Source organism: Roseobacter sp. AzwK-3b, assembly GCF_000170875.1.
GTDB classification, from domain to species: Bacteria; Pseudomonadota; Alphaproteobacteria; order Rhodobacterales; family Rhodobacteraceae; genus Roseovarius; species Roseovarius litoreus.
In genome coordinates, this window is record NZ_ABCR01000014.1 from 70,625 (window position 1) to 96,648 (window position 26,024).

General features: G+C 63.8%; 28 protein-coding genes and 1 tRNA gene. 20 read left to right on the top strand and 9 right to left on the bottom strand.

Annotation, left to right across the window (positions count from 1 at the left end):
- Positions 1 to 63: 63 nt before the first annotated feature.
- Both gatB and RAZWK3B_RS18390 read right to left on the bottom strand, forming a co-directional pair.
- Positions 64 to 1,581 (bottom strand): Asp-tRNA(Asn)/Glu-tRNA(Gln) amidotransferase subunit GatB, encoded by a 1,518-nt coding sequence (gene gatB, locus RAZWK3B_RS18385; RefSeq protein ID WP_037296262.1) that lies wholly within the window; start codon positions 1,579 to 1,581, stop codon positions 64 to 66.
- Positions 1,582 to 1,667: 86 nt separating this feature from the next.
- On the bottom strand, positions 1,668 to 2,960 hold the full coding sequence (locus RAZWK3B_RS18390) for a hypothetical protein (RefSeq protein ID WP_007817834.1): 1,293 nt from the start codon (positions 2,958 to 2,960) through the stop codon (positions 1,668 to 1,670).
- 204 nt (positions 2,961 to 3,164) lie between these two features.
- On the opposite strand from RAZWK3B_RS18390, the gene RAZWK3B_RS18395 reads away from it, so the two are divergent.
- Positions 3,165 to 3,779, top strand: coding sequence for a transglycosylase SLT domain-containing protein (locus RAZWK3B_RS18395; protein WP_007817835.1), 615 nt, complete (start codon positions 3,165 to 3,167; stop codon positions 3,777 to 3,779).
- Between the two features lie 8 nt (positions 3,780 to 3,787).
- On the opposite strand, the gene pepN is transcribed toward RAZWK3B_RS18395, so the two are convergent.
- Positions 3,788 to 6,340, bottom strand: coding sequence for an aminopeptidase N (gene pepN, locus RAZWK3B_RS18400; RefSeq protein ID WP_007817836.1), 2,553 nt, complete (start codon positions 6,338 to 6,340; stop codon positions 3,788 to 3,790).
- A gap of 439 nt (positions 6,341 to 6,779) precedes the next feature.
- Between pepN and RAZWK3B_RS18405 the strand changes: the two genes are divergently transcribed.
- From RAZWK3B_RS18405 to RAZWK3B_RS18425, 5 genes are all read left to right on the top strand, one after another.
- Positions 6,780 to 6,977: a hypothetical protein gene (locus RAZWK3B_RS18405; protein ID WP_007817837.1), complete on the top strand. Its 198-nt coding sequence runs from the start codon at positions 6,780 to 6,782 to the stop codon at positions 6,975 to 6,977.
- 38 nt (positions 6,978 to 7,015) lie between these two features.
- Entirely contained in the window at positions 7,016 to 8,512 is a 1,497-nt protein-coding gene (locus RAZWK3B_RS18410; protein WP_037296253.1) for an FAD-binding domain-containing protein, read from the top strand.
- Positions 8,512 to 8,691, top strand: a complete 180-nt coding sequence (locus RAZWK3B_RS18415; RefSeq protein ID WP_007817840.1) for a DUF2256 domain-containing protein — start codon at positions 8,512 to 8,514, stop codon at positions 8,689 to 8,691. Before RAZWK3B_RS18410 ends, RAZWK3B_RS18415 begins: the two co-directional genes overlap by 1 nt.
- A 249-nt stretch (positions 8,692 to 8,940) precedes the next feature.
- On the top strand, positions 8,941 to 9,720 hold the full coding sequence (locus RAZWK3B_RS18420) for a gamma-glutamyl-gamma-aminobutyrate hydrolase family protein (protein ID WP_007817841.1): 780 nt from the start codon (positions 8,941 to 8,943) through the stop codon (positions 9,718 to 9,720).
- 97 nt (positions 9,721 to 9,817) lie between these two features.
- A complete protein-coding gene (locus RAZWK3B_RS18425) occupies positions 9,818 to 10,360 on the top strand; it encodes a flavodoxin domain-containing protein (RefSeq protein WP_007817843.1) in 543 nt (180 codons plus the stop codon).
- A 26-nt stretch (positions 10,361 to 10,386) separates the two neighbouring features.
- Here RAZWK3B_RS18425 and RAZWK3B_RS18430 read toward each other — a convergent pair whose 3' ends face one another.
- From RAZWK3B_RS18430 to RAZWK3B_RS18440, 3 genes are all read right to left on the bottom strand, one after another.
- A complete protein-coding gene (locus RAZWK3B_RS18430; protein ID WP_007817845.1) occupies positions 10,387 to 11,106 on the bottom strand; it encodes a Hint domain-containing protein in 720 nt (239 codons plus the stop codon).
- Between the two features lie 302 nt (positions 11,107 to 11,408).
- The gene (gene kynU, locus RAZWK3B_RS18435; RefSeq protein WP_007817847.1) at positions 11,409 to 12,602 is read right to left on the bottom strand and encodes a kynureninase; all 1,194 of its coding nucleotides are present in this window, start codon (positions 12,600 to 12,602) and stop codon (positions 11,409 to 11,411) included.
- A 147-nt stretch (positions 12,603 to 12,749) separates the two neighbouring features.
- On the bottom strand, positions 12,750 to 13,520 hold the full coding sequence (locus tag RAZWK3B_RS18440; RefSeq protein ID WP_007817849.1) for an SDR family NAD(P)-dependent oxidoreductase: 771 nt from the start codon (positions 13,518 to 13,520) through the stop codon (positions 12,750 to 12,752).
- A 140-nt stretch (positions 13,521 to 13,660) separates the two neighbouring features.
- Here RAZWK3B_RS18440 and RAZWK3B_RS18445 point away from each other — a divergent pair, with 140 nt between their 5' ends.
- From RAZWK3B_RS18445 to nusB, 9 genes are all read left to right on the top strand, one after another.
- Positions 13,661 to 14,611 (top strand): MBL fold metallo-hydrolase, encoded by a 951-nt coding sequence (locus RAZWK3B_RS18445; RefSeq protein WP_007817851.1) that lies wholly within the window; start codon positions 13,661 to 13,663, stop codon positions 14,609 to 14,611.
- Complete coding sequence (locus RAZWK3B_RS18450; RefSeq protein ID WP_007817852.1) at positions 14,608 to 15,039, top strand: rhodanese-like domain-containing protein; 432 nt, start codon at positions 14,608 to 14,610, stop codon at positions 15,037 to 15,039. The genes RAZWK3B_RS18445 and RAZWK3B_RS18450 overlap by 4 nt, the downstream gene beginning before the upstream one ends.
- Complete coding sequence (locus RAZWK3B_RS18455; RefSeq protein ID WP_037296255.1) at positions 15,036 to 15,488, top strand: methyltransferase family protein; 453 nt, start codon at positions 15,036 to 15,038, stop codon at positions 15,486 to 15,488. Before RAZWK3B_RS18450 ends, RAZWK3B_RS18455 begins: the two co-directional genes overlap by 4 nt.
- A 141-nt stretch (positions 15,489 to 15,629) precedes the next feature.
- Complete coding sequence (locus tag RAZWK3B_RS18460) at positions 15,630 to 17,204, top strand: Re/Si-specific NAD(P)(+) transhydrogenase subunit alpha (RefSeq protein WP_037296256.1); 1,575 nt, start codon at positions 15,630 to 15,632, stop codon at positions 17,202 to 17,204.
- A 12-nt stretch (positions 17,205 to 17,216) separates the two neighbouring features.
- Positions 17,217 to 18,701: an NAD(P)(+) transhydrogenase (Re/Si-specific) subunit beta gene (locus RAZWK3B_RS18465; protein WP_007817856.1), complete on the top strand. Its 1,485-nt coding sequence runs from the start codon at positions 17,217 to 17,219 to the stop codon at positions 18,699 to 18,701.
- Positions 18,702 to 18,956: 255 nt separating this feature from the next.
- The gene (locus RAZWK3B_RS18470; RefSeq protein ID WP_007817857.1) at positions 18,957 to 20,237 is read left to right on the top strand and encodes a DUF3422 family protein; all 1,281 of its coding nucleotides are present in this window, start codon (positions 18,957 to 18,959) and stop codon (positions 20,235 to 20,237) included.
- 78 nt (positions 20,238 to 20,315) lie between these two features.
- Positions 20,316 to 21,467 carry a 3,4-dihydroxy-2-butanone-4-phosphate synthase gene (gene ribB, locus RAZWK3B_RS18475; RefSeq protein WP_007817859.1) on the top strand — a complete coding sequence of 384 codons (1,152 nt, stop codon included), beginning with the start codon at positions 20,316 to 20,318 and terminating at the stop codon, positions 21,465 to 21,467.
- Positions 21,468 to 21,471: 4 nt separating this feature from the next.
- On the top strand, positions 21,472 to 22,017 hold the full coding sequence (locus RAZWK3B_RS18480) for a 6,7-dimethyl-8-ribityllumazine synthase (protein ID WP_007817861.1): 546 nt from the start codon (positions 21,472 to 21,474) through the stop codon (positions 22,015 to 22,017).
- A complete protein-coding gene (gene nusB / locus RAZWK3B_RS18485) occupies positions 22,014 to 22,520 on the top strand; it encodes a transcription antitermination factor NusB (protein ID WP_007817863.1) in 507 nt (168 codons plus the stop codon). The genes RAZWK3B_RS18480 and nusB overlap by 4 nt, the downstream gene beginning before the upstream one ends.
- 12 nt (positions 22,521 to 22,532) lie before the next feature.
- Here the strand turns inward: nusB and RAZWK3B_RS21885 are convergent, their stop codons facing one another.
- Positions 22,533 to 22,658: a hypothetical protein gene (locus RAZWK3B_RS21885; RefSeq protein ID WP_286131816.1), complete on the bottom strand. Its 126-nt coding sequence runs from the start codon at positions 22,656 to 22,658 to the stop codon at positions 22,533 to 22,535.
- 36 nt (positions 22,659 to 22,694) lie between these two features.
- On the opposite strand from RAZWK3B_RS21885, the gene RAZWK3B_RS18490 reads away from it, so the two are divergent.
- Positions 22,695 to 23,033, top strand: coding sequence for a hypothetical protein (locus RAZWK3B_RS18490; protein ID WP_007817865.1), 339 nt, complete (start codon positions 22,695 to 22,697; stop codon positions 23,031 to 23,033).
- 361 nt (positions 23,034 to 23,394) lie between these two features.
- Positions 23,395 to 23,865, top strand: coding sequence for an MmcB family DNA repair protein (locus RAZWK3B_RS18495; protein ID WP_007817867.1), 471 nt, complete (start codon positions 23,395 to 23,397; stop codon positions 23,863 to 23,865).
- On the opposite strand, the gene RAZWK3B_RS18500 is transcribed toward RAZWK3B_RS18495, so the two are convergent.
- Complete coding sequence (locus RAZWK3B_RS18500) at positions 23,852 to 24,040, bottom strand: DUF6324 family protein (RefSeq protein WP_007817869.1); 189 nt, start codon at positions 24,038 to 24,040, stop codon at positions 23,852 to 23,854. The two genes, RAZWK3B_RS18495 and RAZWK3B_RS18500, sit on opposite strands and share 14 nt — an antisense overlap.
- A 173-nt stretch (positions 24,041 to 24,213) precedes the next feature.
- On the opposite strand from RAZWK3B_RS18500, the gene RAZWK3B_RS18505 reads away from it, so the two are divergent.
- Positions 24,214 to 24,290 (top strand) — tRNA-His (locus tag RAZWK3B_RS18505).
- Between the two features lie 7 nt (positions 24,291 to 24,297).
- Here the strand turns inward: RAZWK3B_RS18505 and RAZWK3B_RS18510 are convergent.
- Entirely contained in the window at positions 24,298 to 24,600 is a 303-nt protein-coding gene (locus RAZWK3B_RS18510) for a DUF6476 family protein (RefSeq protein WP_007817871.1), read from the bottom strand.
- Between RAZWK3B_RS18510 and RAZWK3B_RS18515 the strand changes: the two genes are divergently transcribed.
- Together RAZWK3B_RS18515 and RAZWK3B_RS18520 are read left to right on the top strand one after the other, a co-directional pair.
- The gene (locus RAZWK3B_RS18515) at positions 24,599 to 25,645 is read left to right on the top strand and encodes an RluA family pseudouridine synthase (RefSeq protein WP_007817873.1); all 1,047 of its coding nucleotides are present in this window, start codon (positions 24,599 to 24,601) and stop codon (positions 25,643 to 25,645) included. The two genes, RAZWK3B_RS18510 and RAZWK3B_RS18515, sit on opposite strands and share 2 nt — an antisense overlap.
- A gap of 137 nt (positions 25,646 to 25,782) precedes the next feature.
- A partial coding sequence (locus tag RAZWK3B_RS18520; RefSeq protein ID WP_007817874.1) for a sigma-70 factor domain-containing protein occupies positions 25,783 to 26,024 on the top strand: 242 nt, incomplete at its 3' end.

A 26,024-nucleotide genomic window follows, 5' to 3' on the forward strand; every position in this document is an offset into this window, starting at 1 on the left:
CCTGTCCGATGACCCCGGCAGGGTACGCCCCCCAAGCCGGTCCGGGGCGAGGGGCGCTGCCCCTCAGCCCTGATCGAGGCCCAGTTTCTGCTGGATGATGTCGTTGACCGCCTTGGGGTTGGCCTTGCCGCCTGTGGCTTTCATGACCTGCCCCACGAACCAGCCCGCCAGTTTGGGATTGGCCTTGGCCTTTTCCACCTGTGCGGGATTGTCGGCGATGATCTGATCCACGGCGGCTTCGATCGCGCCGGTATCGGTCACCTGCTTCATGCCTTCGGTCTCGACGATTTCCTCGGGGGCGCGGCCGGTCTCGATATGGAGTTCGAGTACGTCCTTGGCGATCTTGGTCGAGATCTCGTCGCGGGCGACCATGGCGAGGATGGCGGCGTTCACCTCGGGGGCGACGATCTGACGGGGGCTGATCTCGGCCTTGTTGGCGCGGCCCAGAACCTCGTTGATGACCCAGTTGGCGGTGCGCTTGCCATCGCCACCGGCGACCGAATCCTCGAAATACTGCGCCAGATCGACATCCGCCGTCAGCACGTTGGCGTCATATTCCGTGACGCCGTAATCGGCGATGAAACGCGCTTTCTTCTCGTCGGGCAGTTCGGGCAGAGAAGCTGCGATGCCATCGACCCAAGCCTGTTCGATTTCCAGCGGCAGCAGGTCGGGATCGGGGAAGTAGCGGTAATCATGCGCCTCTTCCTTGGAGCGCATGGAGCGCGTCTCGCCCTTGTCGGGGTCATAGAGCCGGGTTTCCTGCACCACCGAGCCGCCGGATTCGACGATCTGGATCTGGCGGCGGGCTTCATATTCGATGGCTTGCTGGATGAAGCGCATGGAGTTCATGTTCTTGATCTCGCAACGGGTGCCGAGATGCGAGAAATCCTGAGTTTCCATGTATTTTTCATAGGCACCGGGCCGACAGATCGACACGTTCACATCGGCGCGCAGGTTGCCGTTCTGCATGTTGCCGTCGCAGGTGCCCAGATAGCGCAGGATCTGGCGCAGCTTGGTGACATAGGCGGCGGCCTCTTCGGGGCCGCGGATATCGGGGCGGCTGACGATTTCCATCAGCGCCACGCCGGTGCGGTTGAGATCGACGAAGGACATGGCCGGGTCCATGTCATGGATCGACTTGCCCGCGTCCTGCTCGACATGGATGCGTTCGATGCGCACAAGCCGCGCGATCCCCGGCTCCATGTCCACAAGGATTTCACCCTCGCCCACCAGCGGATGATAAAGCTGGCTGATCTGATAGCCCTGCGGCAGGTCGGGATAGAAATAGTTCTTGCGGTCGAAGGCGGACCACAGGTTGATCTTGGCCTTCAGGCCAAGCCCGGTGCGCACGGCCTGTTCGATGCAGAATTCATTGATGACCGGCAGCATCCCCGGCATCGCGGCGTCCACGAAGGATACGTTCGAATTCGGCTCGGCACCGAATTCGGTGGAGGCGCCCGAAAACAGCTTGGCCTTCGAGGCCACCTGCGCATGGACCTCCATACCGATGACCAGTTCCCAGTCATGCTTCGCCCCGGCGATCACCTTGGGCTTCGGGGGGTCGTAAGTCAGATCCAGCATCACCATGCCTCCATCGGTCGCAACGCGAGCGTTCTAGGCCAAGCCCGGTCGACGGGCAAGGGGCGGATGGCGGCTGGCGCCGCCGGTCAGAGTGCCGGAAGCCGGTACATGCCCGATGACGAGAAGGCGATCGTGTGGCCGGCGGCGATATCCTTGGCAAAGCGCAGCGCGATTGCGCGCAAGGCGGCATGCCGCCCTCGCGTGACCAGCGCCCGACGCGACGGCAGGGCAGGGGTCAGGCCCGGTGACATCAGGGTCTGGGACCAGACCAGCGGATGCAGCTCGGTCAGGTGCTTGCTCAGGATCCAGTCCAGACAATCATGCAGCCTCGATCTTGTCGCCTCGCTGCCTGCGGGCAAGGCCGCAGGGCGGGGGCGGTCGGGGGCCATGGTGATCGCACAGAAGGCGGCAAGCTGGTTGGTCACATGCTGATCGCGCTTGATGCCGAGGATATGTTCCAGCCCTTCGATGAAGTAATCCGCATCCAGCCGGATCAGTGCCGCGTCATCGGTAGCCAGCGCATCGAGATAGACCCAAGTATAGCCGCCCGATCCCCAGACCTCGCCTGTGCGTGCGGCGGTGCGGCGGGCCTCGAGCTCGAGCTGGTCATAGGTGCCGTAATAGCGCGGCAGAAGATGGAATCCGAGCGCGCGCATGTGGCGCGGGCAATCGGGATCAAGCGTGATGAGTTTTTCGTAATCATCCGCCACCCGCCGGTCGGGATGGCGCTGCGTGGCCAGAAGCGCGCATTTGGCCGCCGCCAGTGACGGCGAGTCAAGCTCTTGCGGATCATAAGGAGCCAGAAGGTCCACGGCGCGCTGGAAATGGGCGTCGATCCGGTCCGAGGTGTCGGGGCCGGCGGCGAGCTCTCCGGATGTGGTGGCGGTCTGCAAGGCCCAACCGATATCGAAATGAGACAGCGCCACGACGAGCGCAAGGGCATGGCGGTCGTGATGATCCAGAAGAATGTCCTCCATCGCCTCCATGCCGGACATGTCGGGATTCATCCCGTCATGGATGGCATCCTCGGCGGCGGCGACCAGATCGCTGCGCGCCCCGAACGCCAGCAGAAGCGACGCGGCTTCGCCGCCCGGTGTGGCAAGGCGGCTTTCGTCGGCATAGTCGATCCGTTCGGCCAGATCCTCCCAGAGGTCCTGACGCGCCAGTTTCAGTCCGAGGTCCTGATGCGTTGCGCGGGCCATTTCCTCGTCGCTGACCGGCAGGGACGGCAGGATGATCCGCTTCATGAGGTCTTCGAGGTCGGGATCGGGTTTGCGGCGCAGCCGCGACAGCGCCCCTTCCAGAAAACCGTCCGCCGCGTTGGCATCTGTTGCGTCGGTCGAGGTTTGATCCTTGGGTGATCTGGACATGAACGGCATGAACGCTCCGGTTGCTTTTGGTTTCGCCCCTGCCGGGACCCTGCGCGTGTAATCCGGCCAAAAGTGGGCAAGCTTGCGGAGAAGCCGGGGAGAATTACAGGCGCGACGGTGATTGATTAATTTCCGGGATCCGGCCAGACTGCGGTGATGCTTAGGGGGTTAGTCATATTTTTCGTTGCCCTGCAGGTGTTTGGCGTCCCTGCAATGGCCGAGTCGGAGCGCTCTGAGGCGGTGCTGAGCATCCCTGCGCGCGACGGCAATATTCCGCGCACAAGGTGGGAGCATGTGCCGGGATCGGTGCTTTGGACGCGCGCGGCGCTGTCGGCGCTCAAGGATCACGGAAAACCGCTGACAACGATGGTGCCCGGCGACATCGTGGAGTGGTGTCCGGCCTATGCGACGGCTGCGCCCGAAAAGCGCCGCGCCTTCTGGGTGGGATTTCTTTCGGCGCTGGCCAAGCATGAAAGCACCTATCGGCCGCAGGCGGTGGGCGGCGGGGGCAGATGGCATGGTCTGCTGCAAATCCTGCCGGCGACCGCGCGCGGCTATGGCTGCCGGGCCAGGGATGGGACTGCACTCAGGCATGGGCCGGAAAACCTGAGTTGTGCGATCCGGATCATGGCGAAGACCGTGACGCGCGACGGGGTCGTGTCGCGCGGAAAACGCGGGGTGGCCGCCGATTGGGGGCCTTTGCACAACAGCGATAAGCGCAACGACATGATGCGCTGGACCCGCGCGCAGAGCTATTGCAAGCCGCTGAGCAGCGTGCGTCCGCGCGCGCGAAGCAGCACCGTGGCCACCCTCGCCACGCAAGAGTGATCCGAAGCTCAGGCGCTGCGGATGCGGGTGACCATCTCGGTTGTGTCTCGGCTGAGGCCGGGGGTGTCCAGGATCCGGTCGAGCTGTTCGGCGATCATGGTTTGGCGCTTCGCATCATAGCGTTTCAATGTCTCGAAGGCCGAACACATGCGCGCCGTTGTCTGCGGGTTGACGGGATCGAGCCGGATCAGCCATTCGGCCAGCAGTTCGTAGCCGGCCCCCGAGGCATGATGGAACCCCGCCGGATTGGCCGCCAGCGCCCCGAGCGTGGCGCGGAACCGGTTGGGATTCTTCATGTCGAAATCGGGATGCGCGGTCAGCCGTGCGGCGGTGGCGGCTGCGTCCTGCGGGTCGGCATGGACGATCTGCAGCGTGAACCATTTGTCGATCACCAGCCGGTCATGGCGCCACTGGTCATAGAAGCGCTGGACCGTTTCGGCGCCCGTGCCCGATTGCAGCAGGCATGACAGCGCGGCGAGTTGCTGGGTCATGTTGTCGGCGGCGTCATACTGGCGCTGCGCCTGCGCGCCGCCATCCAGACGGCTGATCATGCCAAGCGCCGCATTGGCCAGCGCCCGCGCACCGGATTGTTCGGCATCCGGGTTGTAGGGATCGGTCACCTGAAACTGCGCATGAAGCCGGGTTGCCAGATCCTGACAATGCTGCGCGCGGGCCTGACGCAAGGTTTCCAGCGCCTCCCATATCGTTTGCGGATCGGGTGTTGTGCCCAGATCGGCAAGGGTCTGCGCCAGATCGTCCTGACTGGGCAGACCAAGCGCCAATGCGCGGAACGCGGGATCGAGGCTGTCGTCGCGGGCCATCGCATGGATCGCGTCGAGATAGGCGGCATCAGGGGCGGTGCCCTCGCGGATCTGGGCGATCAGCCCGTCGCGCGCGAGCGCGCGACCGGCCTCCCATTTGTTGAACGGATCGGTGTCATGGGCCAGCAGGAACGCGCGTTCAGCGTTGTCCGTCGCGCGTTCAAGGATCACAGGCGCGGAAAAGTCGCGCAGGATCGATGGCACGGGGCGCGCGGGCAACCCTTCGAAAGAAAAGCTTTGCAGCGCTTCGGTCATTTCCAGAACGGTCGTTTCCAGCACCTCGTCGCCATTTGGCCCCAGAAGGCCCACGGCGATGGGGATGACCTGTGGCGCCTTGTGGGGCTGGCCGGGTGTGGGGGGCGTATGCTGTTCGAAATGCAGTGTATAGGTGCCGTCCTTGAAGTCTTCGGTGACCTTGAGGCGGGGGGTGCCGGCCTGAGAGTACCAGCGTTTGAACTGCGTGAGGTCGCGGCCCGTGACATCCTGAAAGGCCGAGAGCCAATCCTCGATCGTGCAGGCCTGCCCGTCATGGCGGGTGAAATACAGCCGAACCGCTTCTGCATAGGCGTCATCGCCCACCAGCCGCTTGAGCATGCCGATCACCTCGGCGCCCTTTTCATAGATCGTCGCGGTATAGAAGTTGTTGATCTCGACAAAGCTTTCGGGCCGGACGGGATGCGCGAGCGGGCCGTTATCCTCACGGAATTGGCGGGCGCGCAGGGCGATCACGTCCGAGATGCGCTTGACCGGGGCGCTGCGCATGTCCGAGGTGAATTCGGCGTCGCGATAGACGGTCAGCCCCTCCTTGAGGCACAGCTGAAACCAGTCACGACAGGTGATGCGGTTGCCGGTCCAGTTGTGGAAATACTCGTGCGCGATAATCGCCTCGATCCGCTCGAAATTGGCGTCGGTGCTGGTCTCGGGGCTGGCCAGAACGCAGGAGGAGTTGAAGATGTTCAGCCCCTTGTTTTCCATCGCGCCCATGTTGAAATCGTCGACCGCGACGATGTTGAAGATGTCCAGATCATACTCGCACCCATAGACATCCTCGTCCCAGGTCATCGACTTTTTCAGGGCCTCCATCGCGAAGGCGCATTTGCCCTCGTCGCCGGGGCGCACCCAGATGTTCAGCTCCACCTCGCGGCCCGATCTTGTGGTGAATTGACCGGGGTGATTGATCAGATCGCCGGCCACAAGGGCGAACAGATAGGCCGGTTTCGGCCATGGATCGTGCCATTCGGCAAAACCCGGGCCTTGCGACACCGGGTTGCCGTTGGACAAAAGCACCGGCATGTCGCCTTCGATCCGGACGGTGAAGGTGGCCATCACGTCGGGCCGATCGGGGTAATAGGTGATCTTGCGGAAGCCTTCGGCCTCGCATTGGGTGCAATACATGCCTGATGACATGTAAAGACCTTCGAGGGCGGTGTTGTTGGCGGGGTCGATCTCGACCTCGCATTCCCAGATGAACGGCGCATCGGGCACGCTGCAGCGCAAGCCGCCTTCGACCAGCTCAGGCGTGACAGGTTTTTGGTCGATGCGGGAGTCGATCAGGGTCAGCGCCTCGCCATGCAGGAAGAAATCGCGCGACGCCGTGTCGGGATTGGGCCGGAACGCTATGCGCGACACCACCCGCGTCGCATTGGGTGCGAGCCGAAAGGTCAGATGCACATCGTCGATCAGCCAGTTGGGCGGGGTGTAATCGGCAAGGTAGATCGGTTGCGGTGCGGCGTCTTTCATCTTCGGCTCCGTCATGCTGCATCCGGTGCAGAATTGCAGGTTGCACGAGTAGGTTAAAGCGTATTCCCGATGCGGCAAGTCCTGCGGGTCGTGTGCGATGCACGAATGCGAGACGTGCGCTCGGCATATCATCGAGCTGGTGCCGGGCGACATGACCCGGCTAGGGTTTTGGGCGCCGGGGTATCCTGACCGCTCACGTCATCGTGACCGTCGCGGCGGCGCGGCCTTCGAGCCGGCTTTCGCCCGCCGGCCCGCCGCCGCGCAGGCGTGGAGGGATTGGCCGGCCTCACGCCGGTGTCATGTCCGGTGAGGCGCCGGGCCTTCCGGGGCGTGATCTGCACGCGGGGCTTGTTGCATCCCGGCCTGCGCCCCACGTCAGGACTGTGGTCGCTCACGGAGGGGCCATGCAATTCACTCCAACCGTTCAAGGAGGTACGCTATGTCAGCCCCCAAGACGGATATCGACAAACAGGAACAGCATCACAAACCGGCGCTATGGGGTATTCGCGGCGCGATGATCTTTGCCGGGGTCCTGCTGCTGGCGATGATCACCTGGCTTGCCTATCAGGGGCAGGAGCCGGGTCAGCCCGATGCCTATATCGATGGGCGCACCGGTGAGGAAGTTCCGGTCGAATGACCCTTTTCGCCTTGCGATGATCCGCTAGATCACAGGTCATGACAGGCCCTGTGATCTGCTGGTTCAAGCGCGATCTGCGCATTGCCGATCATCCCGCGCTGCACATGGCGGCGGGGCTTGGTCCCGTGTTGCCTGTCTATATTCTCGAGCCTGAGCTGTGGCGGCAGGACGATGCCTCGGGGCGGCAATACGCTTTCCTGACCGAGTGTCTGACCGATCTGCGCGAGGATCTGGCGCGTGCGGGGCTCAGCCTTGTCTTGCGGGTGGGCGATGCCGTTGAGGTGCTCGACGATCTGCGCCGGAGCTTTGGTGCGGCGCATCTGGTGAGCCACGAAGAAACCGGGAATGGCTGGACGTATGCGCGGGATCGGCGCGTGGCCGGTTGGGCGCGCTCTCAAGGTGTGGTCTGGCATGAGGTACCGCAATGCGGTGTCGTGCGGCGGCTGGCGACGCGCGACCGCTGGCAATCCGGGCGCGACGGGTTCATGCGCGCGCCGCAGCTTGGTGTCCCGGTCGGGCTTCATGGTGTTGAGGCGCCGAGCGATGACCTGCCGGATGCGATGGCCCTCGGGCTGAAGGACAGCTGCCCGCAGCGCCAAAAGGGCGGGCGCCGGGCCGGACAGGCGACCTTGCAGAGCTTCCTGCACGACCGCGGGCAAACCTATCGTCGGGCCATGTCTTCGCCGCTGGAAGGGGCACAGGCCTGTTCGCGGATCAGTCCGCATCTCGCCTTCGGCACTCTGTCGGTGCGCGAGGCGGTGCAGGCCGGTGCGGCACGGGCCGCCGCGGTCAAGGGCGGGCGCGATGGCTGGTCGGGGTCAATGCGATCGTTCCAGTCGCGGCTGGCGTGGCGGGATCACTTCATGCAGAAGCTCGAGGATGAACCGGCGCTTGAATATCGCTGCCTGCATCCCGCCTATGAGGGCTTGCGTCCGCAAACCCCGGATGCCACGCGCCTGCAGGCGTGGTCCAAGGGCGAGACAGGGTTGCCTTTCGTGGATGCCTGCATGAGATCGCTGGCGGCGACCGGCTGGCTGAATTTCCGCATGCGGTCCATGGTGATGGCGGTGGCGTCCTATCACCTCTGGCTTGACTGGAAGGCGACGGGGCCGGTGCTTGCGCGGCTTTTCACCGATTACGAGCCGGGCATCCACTGGAGCCAGGTGCAGATGCAATCCGGCACCACGGGGATGAACACGATCCGCATCTACAACCCGGTCAAGCAAGGGCACGACCAGGACCCAACCGGTGCCTTCACGCGCCACTGGTTGCCCGAACTGGCCGATGTGCCCGACGCCTATCTGCAGACACCATGGGCCTGGGGCGGGGCCGGGCGCCTGTTGGGGCGGCGATACCCTGAGCCGCTGGTCGATGTGGCCCGCGCCGCCAAAACCGCGCGGGAACAGGTCTGGGCCGTGCGCCGACGCGAGGGTTTTCGCGAAACCGCGCGTGATCTGGTGGCACGGCATGGCAGCCGCAAGGGCCGCCGCGACCCGATGCCCGCCCCTGACCGCCAGATGAGCTTCGATTTCTGATGCCCCGGCAAAAGCGCAAATCCGATCTTCCGTCGAAGCCCTGCGCCACCTGCGGGCGGCCTTTCACTTGGCGCAAGAAATGGGAGCGCGATTGGGAGAATGTGCGCCATTGTTCCGAGCGCTGCCGGCGGTCGCGCGGCACGGCATCGCCCGATCCCGCGTCGCCCGGCAAAAGGTAACATGCGGCGCGGGAGTCGTGTGAGAAATGGCGCAAAGCCCCCGCACGAACGCTGAGTCTTGACAGCAGGGGAAGCGGGCACGGACCGGCGCCCACGCCATTTCTCACCTGCCCTTGATAGTGGCAAGTCGTTATGAAAGCGTTGAGAAAAGAGGTTCTGCATAGATGCGCGGACGGTTGTGCAGTTATCGCCGTTTTCCTATGGTCATCCTCACGTTACATTCCGGTCAGCAGCAAGAACAGGACGTCCATGACCATGCGCCCCGTCATCGGCATCATCGGGAACCGATACAAGATCGACGACAGCTACCCGGTTCATGCCGGTGGGATGATGAATTCCGAGGCGGTGTCGGGTGTCTCGGGCTGCATGCCTCTTCTGGTGCCGAGCGATCCCAGATTTGTCAGCGTCGATGAACTGCTCGAGGTGTGTGACGGCTTCCTGCTGACGGGCGGGCGCCCCAATGTGCATCCCGAGGAATATGGCGAGCCTGCCACCGAAGCGCATGGCGCGTTCGATCGGGCACGCGACGCGATCACCCTGCCGCTGGTGCGCGCCTGCCTTGAACGCGGTCAGCCGGTGATGGGCATCTGCCGTGGCTTTCAGGAGATGAACGTGGCGCTTGGCGGCACGCTGCACCCGGAAATCCGCGAATTGCCCGGGCGCGACAATCACCGGATGCCGCCCAACGGCACGATCGAGGAAAAATTCGCGCTGCGCCATGCGGTCCGCTTCGGCAAGGGCGGTGTGTTCCACCGGCTGATGGGCGCCGAAGAGGTGATGACCAACACGCTGCATGGTCAGGGCATCGTCAGGCCGGGCCGGGGGGTCGTCATAGATGGGTTCGCACCCGACGGCACTCCCGAGGCGCTGTATGTCGAGGGCGCCAAGGGCTTTGCGCTCGCCGTGCAATGGCACCCCGAATACAACGCCGCCAACGATCCGGTAAGCCGCCCCCTGTTCGAGGCCTTCGGCGAGGCCGCGCGCGCATGGGCGGCGGGTGCGCAAAGGCCCTCTCTCAGATCGGCCTGAACACGATCCCGCCTGCTTTGCTTGACGCATGACAAGGCGGTGCCGCCTGCGCAGTGGTAGCCTGCGACATGTCAGTCAGCCGCAACAGGGGGACATCATGAAAATCCTCATCGTCTATGCCACCACCGAGGGCCAGACCCGCCGCATCTGTCAGGTGTGCGCTGATACGTTGATCGCCGCGGGACATTCGGTGGAGCTGTTGCAGGCAAGTGGCGCGGATGAGATCGACATCGCGCGGTTCGATGCGGCGATCCTGGCGGCATCGCTTCATATGCAGCATTACCAGAAAGAGATGGCCCATTTCGCCGCTGAACATGCCGATGCGTTGGCGCATCTGCCTACGGTGTTCCTGTCGGTCTCGTTGGCAATTGTCGGGGGCGATCCCGATGAATTGGCAGATCTCGAGACTATCGCGCAGCGCTTTTTCGAGGATACCGGCTGGCACCCAAGGCGTGTCGAGCAGATCGCCGGGGCTTTTCGGTTCACGCAGTATGATTTCCTGAAATCCTGGGCGATGCGGTGGATCGCCTCGCAAAAGGGTCAGACGGTCGATCCCAACGCCGATACCGAATATACCGACTGGACCGCGCTCAAGGCCATGGTGAGCGATTGGGCCGCCAAGGTTGACAAGGCCTGCTGAGGCGCGTCACCCGATCACGTCACCGATCACATGGGCCGTCGCGCCGCGGCTATCGTGCGCGACAACAGCTGCGCCTCATGCGCGACAAGGCAGGGGCGTGCGGGCTCGGGATGTGCGGTGCTTGCGCGGCGCAGATCGGGCATTGTCGTAAGCAGGCTCTCGCGCGCGGCGTCTGCAAGGCCGGACAGCGCGAGGTCACTGGCAAGAAAGCTTTCCGTGGCGATGCCGTTGGCATAGATCACCTCGTGCCGGTCAAACATCAGATGGATATAGGTCACCTCATCACAGATGTGGCGCTGCACATCCGTGCCGTCGATGAGGTCTTGCGCGGCCACCAGCACCTCGAGCTCGCCGAAGAGAAGTTCGGCCACATAGCCGGAATAGAGTATCCGGTGATGCGGCGAGACCAACAGCGCGTCCTGCGCACCCTCGAACACGTTTGCCCCGATCGACACAGGCGCCATGTCGCCATGGCCCGCAACCCGGCGCTTACCGATCCAGCGGATCTCCTGCACTCCGCTGTCGCGGGTGATGACGCGGTCCGAGGGCCTGAGCGTTTCGATCGGGCACTCGCCGGTTTCGGTCAGAATCATCGTGCCGGGGGTGAAGCATATGGTCAAAGACACGCTGCTTGGTGTCGTGCTGTGCCATTCGGACAGGCCCGCGGCGGCGCTTTGCGCGAGCTCGTGTGGGCTGCGGCATTTATCGACCGCGGACGCCACCTGATGCATATTTTCCCAAACCATGATACCGATACCCCACACATATTCTACCAAACTATCCGACCGAAACACACGGTCGGGATCGCGTTACCGGACGATCATGCTCCAAGGACAAAACCGCGCGCCGGTGTGCTCACTGATTGATAAAATTGTTTGCAAATGGTGCATTAGTTGGGGGCGCCTGTGGCGAAACCATGACAAATCGCGGAAGCTGGCGCCTGACCGTCACTTTTGTCGGTGACAGGATCGCGGGTGACACGTCCGCTTCGACAGGGGCCGTTCCGGTTCTTTACAGCATGGAACGGGACCGACCGGGGCAGGGTGGGTCAGGTCACCTTGTCCCTTATTCTAAAGGCCGGATCGTCCCACAGACGGTCCTGCATGACCTGCCGGATCACCTGGGCAGCGCGGTCGATATCGGCCTCGTCCAGATAGAGCGGGGTGATGCCGAAGCGCATGATGTCGGGGGCGCGGAAATCCCCCACGACGCCGCGGGCGATGCAGGCCTGCATCGCCTCAAAACCATGCTCGAAATGGAACGAAACCTGGCTGCCGCGCTGCGCGGGATCGCGGGGCGAGGCGAGGGTCAGCATTGGGCAGGCGGGCTCGATGGCGGCGATGAACCGCTCGGCAAGGGTGATGGCGCGTGCCCGCAGATCGGCCATGTCGACCCTGTCCCAGATATCCAGCGCCGCCTCGAGTGCCGCCAGCGCCAGCACCGGCGGGGTGCCCACGCGCATCCGCTCGATGCCGGTGCCGGGGCGGTACGCGGGCTCGAAGGCGAACGGCGCTGCGTGACCGAGCCAGCCCGACAGGGCTGGTCGAGCGGTGTCGGCATGGCGCGGCGCCACATAGATGAAGGCCGGAGCACCGGGGCCGCCATTGAGAAACTTGTAGGTGCAGCCCACCGCGAAATCCACCCGTGCGCCGGACAGGTCCACCGGCACGGCCCCCGCGCTATGGGCCAGATCCCACAGGGCCAAAGCCCCGGTTTCATGGGCTTTTTCCGTAAGCCGGGCCATGTCGTGCATCCGGCCCGTGCGGTAATCCACCTGCGTCAGCATCATCACCGCCACCTCGTCGGTGAGGGCGCTTTCCACCGCCTCGGGTGCGACGACACGCAGCTCCAGCCCGCCGTCCAGCGCCGCGACAAGCCCCTCGGCCATATAGAGATCCGAGGGAAAATTGCCGCTGTCGGACAGGATCACCCGCCGGTCGGGGCGCATGTCCAGTGCGGCGGCGAGCGCCTGATAGACCTTGATCGACAGGGTGTCGCCGATCACCACATGGCCCGGCTCGGCGCCGATCAGCCGCGCGATGCGGTCGCCCGTGCGCATCGGCTGGGCCATCCATCCGGCCTTGTTCCAGCCCGAGATCAGCAGCTTGCCCCATTCCTCCTGCATCACCTTTGCCATCCGGTCCGACGCGGCGCGGGGCAGGGGGCCAAGCGAATTACCGTCGAGATAGACCAGCCCTTCGGGCAGATCGAACATGGATTTGGTGGCGCTGAAATCGGTCATGGGTGGCTTTCCGGAGAATCAGGGTTAATGCGTTGAAAGGCATGGGAAAAAGGCTTTCGGTATTGCATCGGTATCACATCGGTATCCGTGCGGTGCGCGCGCGCCCGGACGGCGAGGTTAACGCAGCGCACGCCTCAAAGCGTTGCGTCAGACCTGCCCCCCGGCGATTTCGATGCATTGGCCGTTCACGCTGCCCGATCCCGGACCGCAGAGCCACAGCACCGCCTGCGCCACCTCGTCGGGGGCAATGAGGCGCTGATGGCGGTTCTGGGCGATCATCATGTCGCGCGCCGCATCGGCGCTGATGCCGGCGCGGGCGCTGATGGCGTCGGCGTTGCGGCTGACGATCTCGGTGTCGACATAGCCGGGGCAGATCGCGTTGAAGGTCAGCGGGCTGCCCATGTAATCCTCGCTCAGCCCCCGGATCAGGCCGATCAGCCCGTGTTTCGAGGCGCTGTAGGCGGCGGCGCCCTTCAGCCCCTTCAGCCCGGCAATGGACGAGATCGCCACCACCCGGCCCCAATCGGCGTCGCGCATCGAGGCGAGGCTTTCGCGGATCGTCCAGAAGGCGCCGTCGAGATTGGTTGCCATGATGCGGCGCCAGGTGTCGGTGTCGGTCTTGTGGATCGCGCGGCCCTCGGCGATGCCGGCATTGGGGATGCAGATCTGCAGCGGGCCGCGCGCGGCTGTGGCGCGGGCGATGGCGTCGCTGACCTGCGCCTCGTCGGTCACGTCCATGACCAGCGGGTGCAGGCCGCCCGTGACCGGTGCGGCAAGGCCTTCGGCTGCGTCCTGAAGCACCTCGGCGCGGCGGCCGGTGATGGTGACCTGTGCGCCAGCCCGGGCAAGCGCCGTGGCTATGGCCAGACCGATTCCCGTGCCGCCCCCCGTCACCAATGCATGCGTGCCATCGAGCATTGTCATCCTCCGTTCCCGTTATGTCGCCACCCTACACCCGCACTGCGGGCAGGCAAGCGGATCGGGACGCGCGTCACACCCCCTAGACATTCACGAACGCGAATGCGTAACATTGTGGACACGATCCAAGGGAGGATGTCATGAGACCGATTTTCGCAGCCATTCTGGCCGCAGGGCTTGCCTTGCCCGCGCTGGCCTCGGAGGACATTGCAGACCAGTATCCGCAGTCCGAGCTTTATTCCAAGCCGGTCGAGTTCATCCCGCATGTGTTCACCGCGATCGGCGCCACGGCGCCGCCCACCTATGAGAATGCGGGCCATAACAACAACCTGAGTTTCGTTATTACCGGCGATGGCGTCGTCGTCGTGAATGGCGGCGCGTCCTATCGTCTGGCCAAGGCGCTGCATGACGAGATCAAGACCGTGACCGATCAGCCCGTGAAGCTGGTGATCAACGAGAACGGGCAGGGCCACGCATTTCTTGGCAATTCCTATTGGGCGGAACAGGGTGTGGATATTCTTGCTCATGTGGACGCCATCCACGAGGTCGAGACCGACGGCGATTTCATCCTGCAAGGCATGCAGGGCTACAATCGCGACAAGGCCGAAGGCACCACCATCGCCGTTCCGAACCTGAGTTTCGAGGATGAGAGGATCGTCGAGATGGGCGATGTGACCATCCATGTGCTGCATCTTGGGCCTGCGCATGGGCCGGGCGACACGCAGGTGTGGATCCCGCAATGGGGCATCGTGATCGCCGGGGACATCGCCTTTCACGAACGGATGCCGCCGATCTTTCCGGGGACCGATACCGATGGCTGGATCGACACGTTCGACGGGCCGTTCGCCGATCTGGGCGCGACCTATGTGATCCCCGGTCACGGGCATCCGACGAATATGGCGCAGGTGACGCGCTATACCTCGGATTACCTCAAGGATCTGCGCGCGAAGATCGGCGCGCATATCGAGAATGGCGGCGATCTGTCCGAGGCCTATTACGTGGATCAGTCCCAATGGGCGCATCTGGATACGTTCGAAGAGCTGGCCACCAAGAACGCGGGCCGCGTGTATGAGGAAATGGAATGGGAATGATCGGTTCTGTGCGGCGGCTGGCGTTGGCCGCGGCCCTGCTTGTCTTGGTGCCCCCCGCCGCACAGGCGCAAGACGACGCGCTGCGTGATGCAATTCTGGATTACATGGATTTCGCCACCTATCATCAGGGCATCTTGCAGCCCCAGCAGATCGACCAGGCGCTTTTTGAACAGGCCATTTTTGTCGATTCACGCGATGCGTCCGAATATGCGCAAGGGCATATTCCCGGTGCTGTCAATATCGACTGGAGGGCCGTCCCGCGCGAGGTCGAAAGCCTGCCCGATGGCATGATCGTGGTCTATTGCAACACTGGCACCCTGTCGGCGCAGGCAGCGCTTGCTGCCCGGTTGATGGGGCATGACAATGTGGTGATGCTTCAGGGCGGGCTGGACGGGTGGCGGCGCGACGGGGCGTGGCATCCGCAATGATACGCTGGCTCGATATGCCGCCCGTCTGGCTGTTGGGCTGTCTGGTGCTGGCCTGGGGGCAGGCGGCGTATTATCCTGCCGGTCTGAGTTTCGGCGGGGCATGGTCCGAGTTCGCTGGCGGTCTGCTGGTGGGGGGCGGGGTGGTGCTGATGGCGCTGGCGCTGTCCGAGTTCCGCCGCCACCGCACCACGGTCATTCCGCATGAAACGCCCGAGCGGCTGATCCAGACCGGAATTTTCAGCCGGACGCGCAATCCGATCTATCTGGGGGATGCGCTGGTGCTGGCGGGGCTTATCCTGTGGTGGGACGCGGTTCTGGCGCTGCCGCTGGTGCCGATCTTCGTCTGGGTGATCGAGAAACGCTTCATCGAGCCCGAAGAGGACAGGATGCGCCGCAAGTTTCGCATGGATTTCGCGCGCTATTGCGAAAAGACACGCCGCTGGATTTGACAGGATGCGACGAAGCCTGCAACGAAAGCGGTAGAAAAATCTGGAATAACCCGGCTCAACACTATTTAAAGCCGGATGAACGAATGGCGCCGCTTGTGCGCGCAGACCAATAAAATCGAACGATAAACGGGGGAAACGACCTTGAAGATCGGTACACCAAAAGAAGTGATGGAGGGCGAGGCACGGGTCGCCATGACGCCTGATTCGGCGCTCCAGCTTCAGAAACTGGGCTATGACTGCGCGATCGAAGCGGGGGCGGGGCAGGCCGCGGGCTTTGCCGATGCCGCCTACAAGGAGGCCGGTGTCGAGGTGGTGAAAACCGCCGCGGCGCTCTACAAGGCGTGCGACATCATCGCCAAGGTGCGCCCGCCCACGGAAGCCGAGGCCAAGCGCCTGCGCGCAGAACAGCTGCTGATCTCGTTCTTCTGGCCGGCCCAGAACGAAGCGCAGATGAAGCTGCTGGCCGACAAGGGCACATCGGTCATCGCCATGGACATGGTGCCGCGCATCAGCCGCGCGCAGAAGATGGACGCCCTGAGCTCGATGGCCAATATCGCGGGCTACCGCGCGGTGATCGAAGCGGGCAACAATTTCGGCCGGTTCTTCACCGGGCAGGTGACCGCCGCGGGCAAGGTGCCGCCGGCCAAGGTGCTGGTGGTGGGCGCGGGCGTCGCGGGTCTTGCGGCGATCGGGACATCGACCTCGCTTGGCGCGATCACCTATGCGTTCGACGTGCGCCCCGAAGTGGCCGAGCAGGTGCAGTCGATGGGCGCCGAGTTCGTCTATCTCGATTTCGAGGAAGAAGCGCAGGATGGTGCCGCGACGGGCGGCTATGCCGCTCCGTCTTCGCCGGAATTCCGCGAGGCGCAGCTGGCCAAGTTCCGCGAGCTGGCACCCGAGGTGGATATCGTCATCACCACCGCTCTCATCCCCAACCGCGAAGCGCCTGAACTCTGGACCGAGGACATGGTCAAGGCGATGAAGCGCGGCTCGGTCATCGTCGATCTGGCGGCGGAAAAGGGCGGCAACTGCAAGCTGACGGTGATGGATGAGAAGATCGTCACCGACAATGGCGTGACGATCATCGGCTATACCGATTTCCCCAGCCGGATGGCGACGCAATCCTCGAGCCTTTACGCCACCAACATCCGCCACATGATGACCGATCTGACGCCCGAAAAGGACGGTCAGGTCGTGCACAACATGGAGGATGACGTGATCCGCGGCGCCACCGTGGCGCATGCCGGAGAGGTGACCTTCCCGCCACCGCCGCCCAAGGTGCAAGCGATCGCGGCGCAGCCCAAGAAGGAAGCGCCCAAGGAACTGACGCCCGAGGAAAAGCGGGCCAAGGAACTGGCCGCGTTCAAGCAGCAGACCCGCAATCAGGTGGTGCTGCTGACCGTGGGCGCGGTGCTGCTTCTGGCGGTGGGCCTTGTCGCCCCGGCCAGCTTCATGCAGCATTTCATCGTGTTCGTCCTGTCCGTCTTTGTCGGTTTCCAGGTGATCTGGGGCGTCAGCCATTCGCTGCACACGCCGCTGATGGCGATCACCAACGCGATCTCGTCGATCATCATTCTGGGCGCGCTGATGCAGATCGGCTCCAGTTCGGCGCTGATCACCGTGCTTGGTGCGTTGGCGGTCTTCATGGCCTCGATCAATATTTTCGGTGGCTTCCTCGTGACACGGCGCATGCTCGCCATGTTCCAGAAATCCTAAGCGGAGGCGACAATGGATTACGGATTTACCATTGCGGCCTACGTGGTCGCGGCTGTTCTCTTCATCTTCAGCCTCGGGGGCCTGAGCGGGCAGGAAAGCGCCAAGCGCGCGGTGTGGTACGGGATCGTCGGCATGGCGATCGCGATCGTGGCAACGCTGATCGGACCGGGTCAGGGGCTGTGGCTTCTGTCGCTCGTGCTGATCGCGGCGGGCGCCGCGGTGGGCTATCAGCTGGCCACCAAGGTGCAGATGACACAGATGCCCGAACTGGTGGCGATCATGCATTCGCTGGTCGGTCTGGCCGCCGTGTTCGTGGGCTTCAACGCCGATATCGAGATGGGCCGTGTGGCCGCTGCCTTTATCGGCGACGGGCATGCCTTCCCGCGTCTCGAAGAGAGCACTGCCGAGGCGGTGGCCTTCGCCAAGACCTTCTCGGGCTTCGCGGCCATCGTGGCCAAGAAAACCGCGGTCGAGATCTCGATCCTCAAGGTCGAGCTGGTTCTGGGTATCTGGATCGGTGCGGTGACCTTCACCGGGTCGGTCGTGGCCTATGGCAAGCTGGCCGGCAAGGTGGACAGCGCGGCCAAGAAGCTGCCGGGCGGTCACATGCTGAACGCTGGTGCGGCGATCCTGTCGGTGGTCTTCGCGGCGATGTATCTGGGCGGTGCGGGCAGCTGGACGCTGATCGTGCTGACGCTTCTGGCGCTGTTCATCGGCTATCACCTGATCATGGGAATCGGCGGCGCCGACATGCCCGTGGTCGTGTCGATGCTCAACAGCTACTCGGGTTGGGCGGCGGCGGCCATCGGCTTCAGCCTCGGCAATGACCTGCTGATCGTGGTGGGCGCGCTTGTCGGCTCGTCGGGTGCGATCCTGAGCTACATCATGTGCAAGGCGATGAACCGGCAATTCGTCAGCGTGATCCTTGGCGGCTTCGGTGGCGCCACGGGGCCGGCTGCCGAGGTCGAGGGCGAACAGGTCGCCATCGAGGCCGATGGTGTGGCCAACGCCCTGAACGAGGCCGACAGCGTGATCATCGTGCCGGGCTACGGCATGGCGGTGGCGCAGGCGCAGCAGGCGGTCAGCGAGTTGACCCAGAAGCTGCGCGCCAAGGGCAAGAACGTGCGCTTTGCCATTCACCCGGTCGCCGGGCGTCTGCCGGGGCATATGAACGTGCTGCTGGCCGAGGCCAAGGTGCCTTACGACATCGTGCTGGAAATGGACGAGATCAACGAGGATTTCCCCAATACGGACGTGGTGATCGTGATCGGCTCGAACGACATCGTGAACCCGGCGGCGCAGGACGATCCCAACAGCCCGATCGCCGGTATGCCGGTGCTCGAGGTGTGGAAGGCCAAGCAGGTGTTCGTGTCCAAGCGCGGGCAGGGAACAGGCTATTCGGGGATCGAGAACCCGCTGTTCTACAAGGAAAACACGCGCATGTTCTATGGCGACGCCAAGGCCAGCATGTCGAGCCTGCTGCCCAAGATCGACTGATCCACGGGTCAGGTGGCACGCCACGCGACAAGATCGGGGCGCCCTTCGCGGGGCGCCCTTTTTCGTGCTATCACGAAGCGGCGCGGGCGCGCTCATGCGCCGGTCTTGTGTTGCAAAGGCTTTGGGAGCCTGTGCCCAAGGCTTGCGCGGTATACTGATGTACTCTGGTAAATCATTGGTTTGTATTGAAAAAACGGTTTTCCCCGGCCCGCGCACGGGCTAGATTGACGCTCGAAGCATCCCGGAGACAGGCACATGCCGCCCATCGAAGACCACCCGCTGCGCTATCGCCTTGCCAATGAGCTTCATGCGCGGCCTTTCCCGTCGATGAAGGCGCCGTCGACCGCGGCCTATCTGGCGATCAAACGTCCCGAAGGGGCGGCGGCGCGCGACCGCGAAGCCGATATGTTGCATCTTCTGGCGCTGCTCGACCGGCATGGCGCGCCGCATCCGCAGCCCGGCGCCACGCATTATTTCGGGCGCATCGGCCGCCATATGCTGAAATGGGAAAGCCATACGGAATTCGTGACCTACACCGCCTTCACCGAAGGTGTGAGCGCGCGGCCTTTCGATCCGCGCGATTTCGAGGTGTTTCCCGATGACTGGCTGGGCGAGGCGCCGGGTGTGCGCATGACCTCGGCCTTGATCCGCATCACGCCGTGGAAGGACAAGGAAAGCACCTGTCAGGAAATCGCCGACTGGTTCGTGCCCGAAAGCGTGGCGGTGGCCCGCGTGCTGGATGACGCTGCCGTGGTCGCGGGGGATTTCCGCATCGATCCGGCGGGGCATCTGCGCTTTTCGGTGACCATCTCGCCGCAGACCGGCCAGCGCCGGATCGGCCGTGTCGTGCAGCGCCTGTGCGAGATCGAGACCTACAAGGCGATGTCGATGCTGGGCTTTTCGCGGGCCGGAGAACTGAGCGCGCGGATGGGCGAGCTTGATGGCCAGCTCACCAAGATGATCGGTGACATGACCGGGGCCGCGACCCGCGCCGAGGATACGCTGAAAAGCCTTCTGTCGATCTCGGCGGAGCTGGAAAGCATGGTGGCGCAATCCTCGTTCCGCTTCGGGGCAACGGGGGCCTATGAACATATCGTGCATCAGCGGATCGCGGTGCTGCGTGAACAGCGCTTCGAGGGGCGGCAGACATTTTCGGAATTCATGATGCGCCGCTATGATCCGGCGATGCGCACCGTCAAATCCAGTCAGGACCGGCTCAACGCGATGGCGGACCGGGCGATGCGGGCGGGCGAATTGCTGCGGACCCGCGTCGATGTTGAGCGCAGCGCGCAGAATCAGGCCCTGCTGGAAAGCATGGATCAGCGCGCCGACATGCAATTGCGCCTGCAAAAGACGGTCGAGGGGCTGAGTGTCGTCGCGATCAGCTATTATGCGGTGTCGCTGGCGGCCTATCTGCTGTACCCGCTCGCGCAGCCGCTTGGCCTCAGCAAGGAGATGCTGACGGCGGGCGCCACGCCGGTGGTGGTGCTGCTGGTCTGGTGGATGATTCACCGCATCCGAAAGCGCATGCTTTAAAGCGTTTCCCGACATCGGCCCTTTCCAAGCCTCTTGGCCTGCGTTATCTGGCAGGGCCGAAAGCCAAGGAAAATCGCCATGTCCGAAAAAGTCCCCTTCGAGAAGCCGGGCGAAGTTGAGCAAAGCCTTCGCCGGCATATCGCCCCCACCGAAGAGATCATCGCCGAGGCGCGCGCCGGGCGGATGTTCATTCTGGTGGATCACGAGGACCGCGAGAACGAAGGCGATCTGGTCATCGCCGCAGAATTTGCCACCCCCGAGGCGGTCAATTTCATGGCCACCCATGGGCGCGGCCTGATCTGCCTGCCGATGACCGCCGAGCGCATCGCGCAGCTTGGCCTGCCGATGATGTCGGTCAACAACTCCTCGCGCATGGAAACCGCCTTCACCGTCTCGATCGAGGCGCGCGAGGGTGTCACCACCGGCATTTCCGCCGCCGATCGCGCGCGCACCATTGAAGTTGCGATCAACGAACAGAACACCGCCGCCGCCATCGCGACACCGGGCCATGTGTTCCCGCTGCGCGCCCGTCAGGGCGGAGTCATGGTCCGTGCGGGCCATACCGAGGCGGCTGTCGATATCGCGCGTCTGGCCGGGCTCAAGCCCGCCGGTGTGATCTGCGAGATCATGAAGGAAGACGGCTCTATGGCGCGTCTGCCCGACCTGATCGAGTTCGCCGCCGAGCATGGGCTCAAGATCGGCACCATCTCGGACCTGATCGCCTATCGCCACAAGCATGACAACCTCGTGCGCGAGGTGCGCCGCGAAACCGTGCATTCCTCGCATGGCGGGGCATGGGAAATGCGGCTCTTCACCGACCAGATCAGCGGCACCGAGCATGTCGTGCTCATCAAGGGCGACATTTTCGATGGGCAACCGGTGCTGGCGCGGACCCATGCGCTGAACGTGATGGAGGATGTTCTGGGTGTCGGCCTCAAGCCCACCGAGAACGGCCCCACCGCCAAACTGCCGCGCGCCATGAACATCATCGCCCGCGAAGGGCGCGGCGCGGTGTTCCTCTTTCGGCAGCCGCGGCCCAGCCTTGCCAAGGAGCTCGAGGATGACGACGGCCCCCGGACCATCAAGCAGACCGGGCTTGGCGCGCAGATCATGTCCACCATGGGCCTGCATCAGCTGATCCTGCTGACCGACAGCCCCGATACGCGCTATCTTGGCCTTGACGCCTATGGCATCTCCATCGCGGGCACTCGTCCGCTGACCGAAAGGTAATCCCATGGCCGAGACCGAATATTCCCTGCCGCGCGCCACATTCGATAAGCCGGTCAAGCTGCTGATCGTGGTGGCGCCGTTCTACCGCGATATCGCCGACAACCTGATCGCCGGCGCCCGCGCCGAGATCGAGGCATCGGGCGCCACCTGCGAGCTGGTCGAGGTGCCGGGCGCGCTGGAGATTCCCACCGCCATCACCATCGCCGCGCGGATGTCGAATTTCGATGGCTACGTGGCGCTTGGTTGCGTGATCCGGGGCGAGACCACCCATTACGACACCGTCTGCAACGACAGCTCGCGCGGGATCACCCTGCTGGGTCTGCAGGGGCTGTGCATCGGCAATGGCATCCTGACCGTGGAGAACCGCGATCAGGCCGAGGTGCGCGCCGACCCTGCCCGCATGAACAAGGGCGCCGGTGCTGCCGCCGCGGCCTTGCATCTGGTTGCACTGACCCGTAAATGGGGCGGCCAGCGCAAGGGGGTGGGCTTCATGCCCGCCGCCGAGGAATACAAGCTGGCAGGTGAGCTCAAGGACAACCCCAAGGCATGACCACCGACGATACCTCGCCCTCGGGCACGACCTCTGCCGTCCCGTCCGGCAACCAGCGCCGCAAGATGCGATCCGCGGCCCGCTTCTATGCCGTGCAGGCGCTGTTCCAGATGGAAGTCAGCCAGCAGACCGTCGATGCGGTGATCCGCGAATTCGAAGATCACCGGTTCGGCGCCCATTACGACGAGGGCGACATGGTCGAGGGCGATCCGGTGCTCTTCGGGCAGTTGATGCGCGATGCGGTGAACTGGCAGGCGAGCATCGACCAGATGACCGACCGCGCGCTGGTGGCCAAATGGCCCATCGCCCGGATCGATCCCACGCTGCGGGCGCTCTTCCGGGCCGCAGGCGCCGAGATGACCCAATCCGACACGCCGCCCAAGGTGGTCATCATGGAATTCGTGGACATCGCCAAAAGCTTCTACCCCGAAGGCAAGGAATCCAGCTTCGTCAACGCCGTGCTCGATCACATGGCCCGCGAGGCCCGTCCCGAGGCGTTCTGAGCGGCCATTCGCTCAGATCAATCCGCTGGCTTTCATGTTCTCGAAAAGACGCCGGTACGCCTCGCCATCCGCCCTGAGCCGATCCACGCCGTGAAACAGTGAATTTGCAGCGGCACTCTTGTTACGGGCGCGTGACATGTTATGTCTTGTGTGACGCACAAGGGAGTCTTTCACATGCCCAAGCTCATTCGCCTTTATATCACAAACGTGGCCATCGGCTTCGGGATTTCGGCGGCGTTCGTGGCGATGTTGCTCTATTTCGACGTGGCGAACCTGTGGCATCTGGTGACGCATTCCGACAAGGGCGTTCTGGCCGTGCTGATCCTGTGGGTGTCCAACGGAATCATCTTTGCCGGGGTGCAGTTCGGGATCGCGGTGATGCGCCTCAAGGACGATGACGACGACGATCATCACGGCGGTCTGCGCCAGCACGCGATGGAACGCGACTATGCCACCATCCCCGTGCGGGTCGATGAGGGTCGTGGCCGTCAGCCCTTCAATCGGCGGCGCTGAGGCGTCGTCCCGCCATATCGGATTATCATGTCAACGGATCGTGCCATGCGCGGTCCGTTTTTCTATGCGCGGATGTCGAATGCGATGCCCGCGCGATGACGCGCTGTCAGATGATGTGCTGAAAGTGGCGGGCCCGCACGCGACCGTTTGGTTATCTCATTCCCGAGGACCTGTATATACAGGTGGGCGTCGGAAATAACCGGACCAGGGCCCGGCCAGAGCCAACTCCCTCGGAATTGCTTAAGGCCACCGGAATGCAACCGTTCACGGGAAGGGCAGCACCCGCCAATTCCTTACCTAGGGCCTTGCGAGGCATCCGGCAAGGGGTTGCGTGCGTTCCTATTTTGTTCATATTTGAAGAATGACCCTGGAACCCGATCCCGACCCGCTCTTCGCCCCCGATCTGAAGCCCGGTCAAGTGCTGGCCCGCGGCGTCTGTCGGCATCTGCTGGGCCATGACTTCGCCTGCATCGAGGAATTCACCCCCGAACGCGGCAAACGGGTGGATGTGATGGCGCTTGGCCCCAAGGGCGAGATCTGGGTGATCGAGTGCAAATCCTCGCGCGCCGATTTCACCTCGGATGGCAAGTGGGCGGGGTACCTGGATTGGTGCGACCGGTATTTCTGGGCGGTCGATGCGGCCTTCCCGACTGAGCTTCTGCCCGATCACACCGGCCTGATCGTGGCAGATGCCTATGATGCCGAAATCCTGCGCATGGCGCCCGAAACACGGCTGGCCCCGGCGCGTCGCACGGCCCTGATCCGGCGCTTTGCGCGGCACGCGGCCCTTCGCCTGCAGGCGCTGCGCGATCCCGCGATCAGGCGGATCTGAGCCTTGCCGCCTTCACGGCGGCGGTGATCTCGGCCGCGATTTCCTCGGCCTCCTCGGGGGAGAAATCCATCGGGATCTCAAGCCCGTCGGCTTCGATGAACAGGCGGACCATGCCAAGGTCGGTCGGCCCGATCTGAAGATTGGCTTCGATGTCTCGTTCGGTGTTGATGCCCATAGCGGCCTCCTGCACAAGCGATATGCGCCTAGCGCCTTCTGCGTCGAATGGCAAGACGCAACGCCGCCAGCCGCCGTTCGGCAACCGCACCGGCAGGGGCGCGCACAAAGCTGGCGATCCGGGCCGCTATGGGCTTGCAATCGCCGGGCTGGGAAGTTAAATCGCGGCGCAGTGCCGCCTTAGCTCAGTTGGTTAGAGCGCTGGATTGTGGATCCAGAGGTCCCCCGTTCAAGCCGGGGAGGCGGTACCATTCAAGATCACTCCACCTGCACGCTCTGCCGCAACTGCCCGGTTACACGGTCGTAGATCAGGATGCGGTCGTCATCCGTAACCACCGCGAACCAGTCGCCGCCTTGCGTGAAGGCCTGTACCTTGGCGCCATCGGGCAGGGTCAGCGTTTCGGGCAGGGCAGGGGGATGTTCCGTGAAGCGCGTGACAAGCAGGAAGATCACGACTAGAACCCCCGCAATCATCGTGCCTGTCAGGATCGTGACCAGCAGGCGCAGATATCTCACCATCGCCGGATCGACCTCCGGCTGAGGCTCGGGGCTGTTATCCATGCTGTCCACCCTTGTGACCTTCCGGATCGCCGCCGATCCGCCGCCCCGCCTTGATAAGGCGTTGTCCCGCGATGTGCCAGAGGATGCGGCGCTGTCGCGCACCCGCCTTGCACGCCTGATCGCCGAAGGCGCGGTGTCGGTCAACGGCACCCCCGTCACCGATCCCAAAAGCCGCATCAGCGAGGGCGACAGCATCGCCATCACCGTCCCGCAAGCGCAGGACACCCATATCGCCGCCGAATCCATCCCGCTCGATATCGTGTTCGAGGATGACGACCTGATCGTGATCGACAAGCCCGCCGGCATGGTGGTGCATCCCGCCCCCGGCAGCCCCGGCGGCACGCTGGTCAACGCGCTTCTGCACCATTGCGGCGACACGCTTTCTGGCGTTGGCGGCATGAAGCGCCCCGGCATCGTGCACCGGATCGACAAGGACACCTCGGGCCTGCTGGTGGTGGCCAAATCGGATCGCGCCCATCACGGGCTGGCCGCACAGTTCGAGGATCACAGCGTCGAGCGCTATTACCGGGCCGTGGTCTACGGCGTGCCCGATGCCGCCGATCCGCGCCTGCGCGGGCTGCGTGGCGTCAGCTTCGAGACGGGCAATATCATCAAGATCACCAGCGGCCTTGCCCGCCACCGCACCGACCGGCAGAAACAGGCCGTCACCTTCGAGGGCGGACGCCACGCCGTCACCCGCGCCCGTGTGGTCGACACGTTCGGCCAGCCGCCGGTCGCCGCACTGATGGAATGCTGGCTGGAAACCGGCCGCACCCACCAGATTCGCGTGCATATGGCCCATGCCGGTCATGGGCTGGTGGGCGATCCGGTCTATGGCGGGCGGCGCAAGCTGCCGTTGCGCGCCCTGTCCGAAGCCGGGCTGAAAGCCGCGCGAGATTTTCCGCGACAGGCGCTTCATGCGGCCGTTCTGGGCTTTGTGCACCCGGTCAGTGGCGAGGCGTTGGAATTCGAAGCCCCCTTGCCCGACGACATGACAGCCCTGATCGACGCGCTGCGCGCCACACCCTCGCGCACGGATGCGTGAGGCGGCTGTCACAATTATCGCAAAGCAACGCGGGCATGGTCATATTCCCTTAAGGTTCGTAGGGCAAAGCCCTTGAAATCAGGCCCACAGACGCCCACATCCATGTTAAAGGCGTATACATTAGGGGGACACAAAAGGTGAGTAACTACAAGAATCTTCCCGCACCATCGCCCGAAGGCGGGTTGAACCGGTATCTGCAGGAAATCCGCAAGTTTCCTCTGCTCGAGCCGGAAGAAGAATACATGCTGGCCAAGCGGTGGGTCGAGAAACAGGATACCGAGGCCGCACATCGCATGGTCACCAGCCATCTGCGTCTCGCGGCCAAGATCGCCATGGGCTATCGCGGCTATGGCCTGCCCACAGCCGAGGTGATCTCCGA

Excerpts from the sequence above, each read along its gene's own strand:
- RAZWK3B_RS18455 (WP_037296255.1), top strand. The coding sequence starts at position 15,036 with ATGATACGCTGGCTCGATATGCCGCCCGTCTGGCTGTTGGGCTGTCTG.
- gatB (WP_037296262.1), bottom strand. The coding sequence starts at position 1,581 with ATGCTGGATCTGACTTACGACCCCCCGAAGCCCAAGGTGATCGCCGGG.
- RAZWK3B_RS18490 (WP_007817865.1), top strand. The coding sequence starts at position 22,695 with ATGCCCAAGCTCATTCGCCTTTATATCACAAACGTGGCCATCGGCTTC.
- RAZWK3B_RS18450 (WP_007817852.1), top strand. The coding sequence starts at position 14,608 with ATGATCGGTTCTGTGCGGCGGCTGGCGTTGGCCGCGGCCCTGCTTGTC.
- RAZWK3B_RS18480 (WP_007817861.1), top strand. The coding sequence starts at position 21,472 with ATGGCCGAGACCGAATATTCCCTGCCGCGCGCCACATTCGATAAGCCG.
- RAZWK3B_RS18395 (WP_007817835.1), top strand. The coding sequence starts at position 3,165 with ATGGCCGAGTCGGAGCGCTCTGAGGCGGTGCTGAGCATCCCTGCGCGC.
- RAZWK3B_RS18510 (WP_007817871.1), bottom strand. The coding sequence starts at position 24,600 with ATGGATAACAGCCCCGAGCCTCAGCCGGAGGTCGATCCGGCGATGGTG.
- ribB (WP_007817859.1), top strand. The coding sequence starts at position 20,316 with ATGTCCGAAAAAGTCCCCTTCGAGAAGCCGGGCGAAGTTGAGCAAAGC.
- RAZWK3B_RS18515 (WP_007817873.1), top strand. The coding sequence starts at position 24,599 with ATGCTGTCCACCCTTGTGACCTTCCGGATCGCCGCCGATCCGCCGCCC.
- RAZWK3B_RS18430 (WP_007817845.1), bottom strand. The coding sequence starts at position 11,106 with ATGGTTTGGGAAAATATGCATCAGGTGGCGTCCGCGGTCGATAAATGC.
- pepN (WP_007817836.1), bottom strand. The coding sequence starts at position 6,340 with ATGAAAGACGCCGCACCGCAACCGATCTACCTTGCCGATTACACCCCG.
- RAZWK3B_RS18420 (WP_007817841.1), top strand. The coding sequence starts at position 8,941 with ATGACCATGCGCCCCGTCATCGGCATCATCGGGAACCGATACAAGATC.
- RAZWK3B_RS18440 (WP_007817849.1), bottom strand. The coding sequence starts at position 13,520 with ATGCTCGATGGCACGCATGCATTGGTGACGGGGGGCGGCACGGGAATC.
- RAZWK3B_RS18390 (WP_007817834.1), bottom strand. The coding sequence starts at position 2,960 with ATGCCGTTCATGTCCAGATCACCCAAGGATCAAACCTCGACCGACGCA.
- RAZWK3B_RS18405 (WP_007817837.1), top strand. The coding sequence starts at position 6,780 with ATGTCAGCCCCCAAGACGGATATCGACAAACAGGAACAGCATCACAAA.
- RAZWK3B_RS18495 (WP_007817867.1), top strand. The coding sequence starts at position 23,395 with ATGACCCTGGAACCCGATCCCGACCCGCTCTTCGCCCCCGATCTGAAG.
- RAZWK3B_RS21885 (WP_286131816.1), bottom strand. The coding sequence starts at position 22,658 with ATGTCACGCGCCCGTAACAAGAGTGCCGCTGCAAATTCACTGTTTCAC.
- RAZWK3B_RS18470 (WP_007817857.1), top strand. The coding sequence starts at position 18,957 with ATGCCGCCCATCGAAGACCACCCGCTGCGCTATCGCCTTGCCAATGAG.
- RAZWK3B_RS18425 (WP_007817843.1), top strand. The coding sequence starts at position 9,818 with ATGAAAATCCTCATCGTCTATGCCACCACCGAGGGCCAGACCCGCCGC.
- RAZWK3B_RS18465 (WP_007817856.1), top strand. The coding sequence starts at position 17,217 with ATGGATTACGGATTTACCATTGCGGCCTACGTGGTCGCGGCTGTTCTC.
- RAZWK3B_RS18410 (WP_037296253.1), top strand. The coding sequence starts at position 7,016 with ATGACAGGCCCTGTGATCTGCTGGTTCAAGCGCGATCTGCGCATTGCC.
- nusB (WP_007817863.1), top strand. The coding sequence starts at position 22,014 with ATGACCACCGACGATACCTCGCCCTCGGGCACGACCTCTGCCGTCCCG.
- RAZWK3B_RS18445 (WP_007817851.1), top strand. The coding sequence starts at position 13,661 with ATGAGACCGATTTTCGCAGCCATTCTGGCCGCAGGGCTTGCCTTGCCC.
- kynU (WP_007817847.1), bottom strand. The coding sequence starts at position 12,602 with ATGACCGATTTCAGCGCCACCAAATCCATGTTCGATCTGCCCGAAGGG.
- RAZWK3B_RS18415 (WP_007817840.1), top strand. The coding sequence starts at position 8,512 with ATGCCCCGGCAAAAGCGCAAATCCGATCTTCCGTCGAAGCCCTGCGCC.
- RAZWK3B_RS18500 (WP_007817869.1), bottom strand. The coding sequence starts at position 24,040 with ATGGGCATCAACACCGAACGAGACATCGAAGCCAATCTTCAGATCGGG.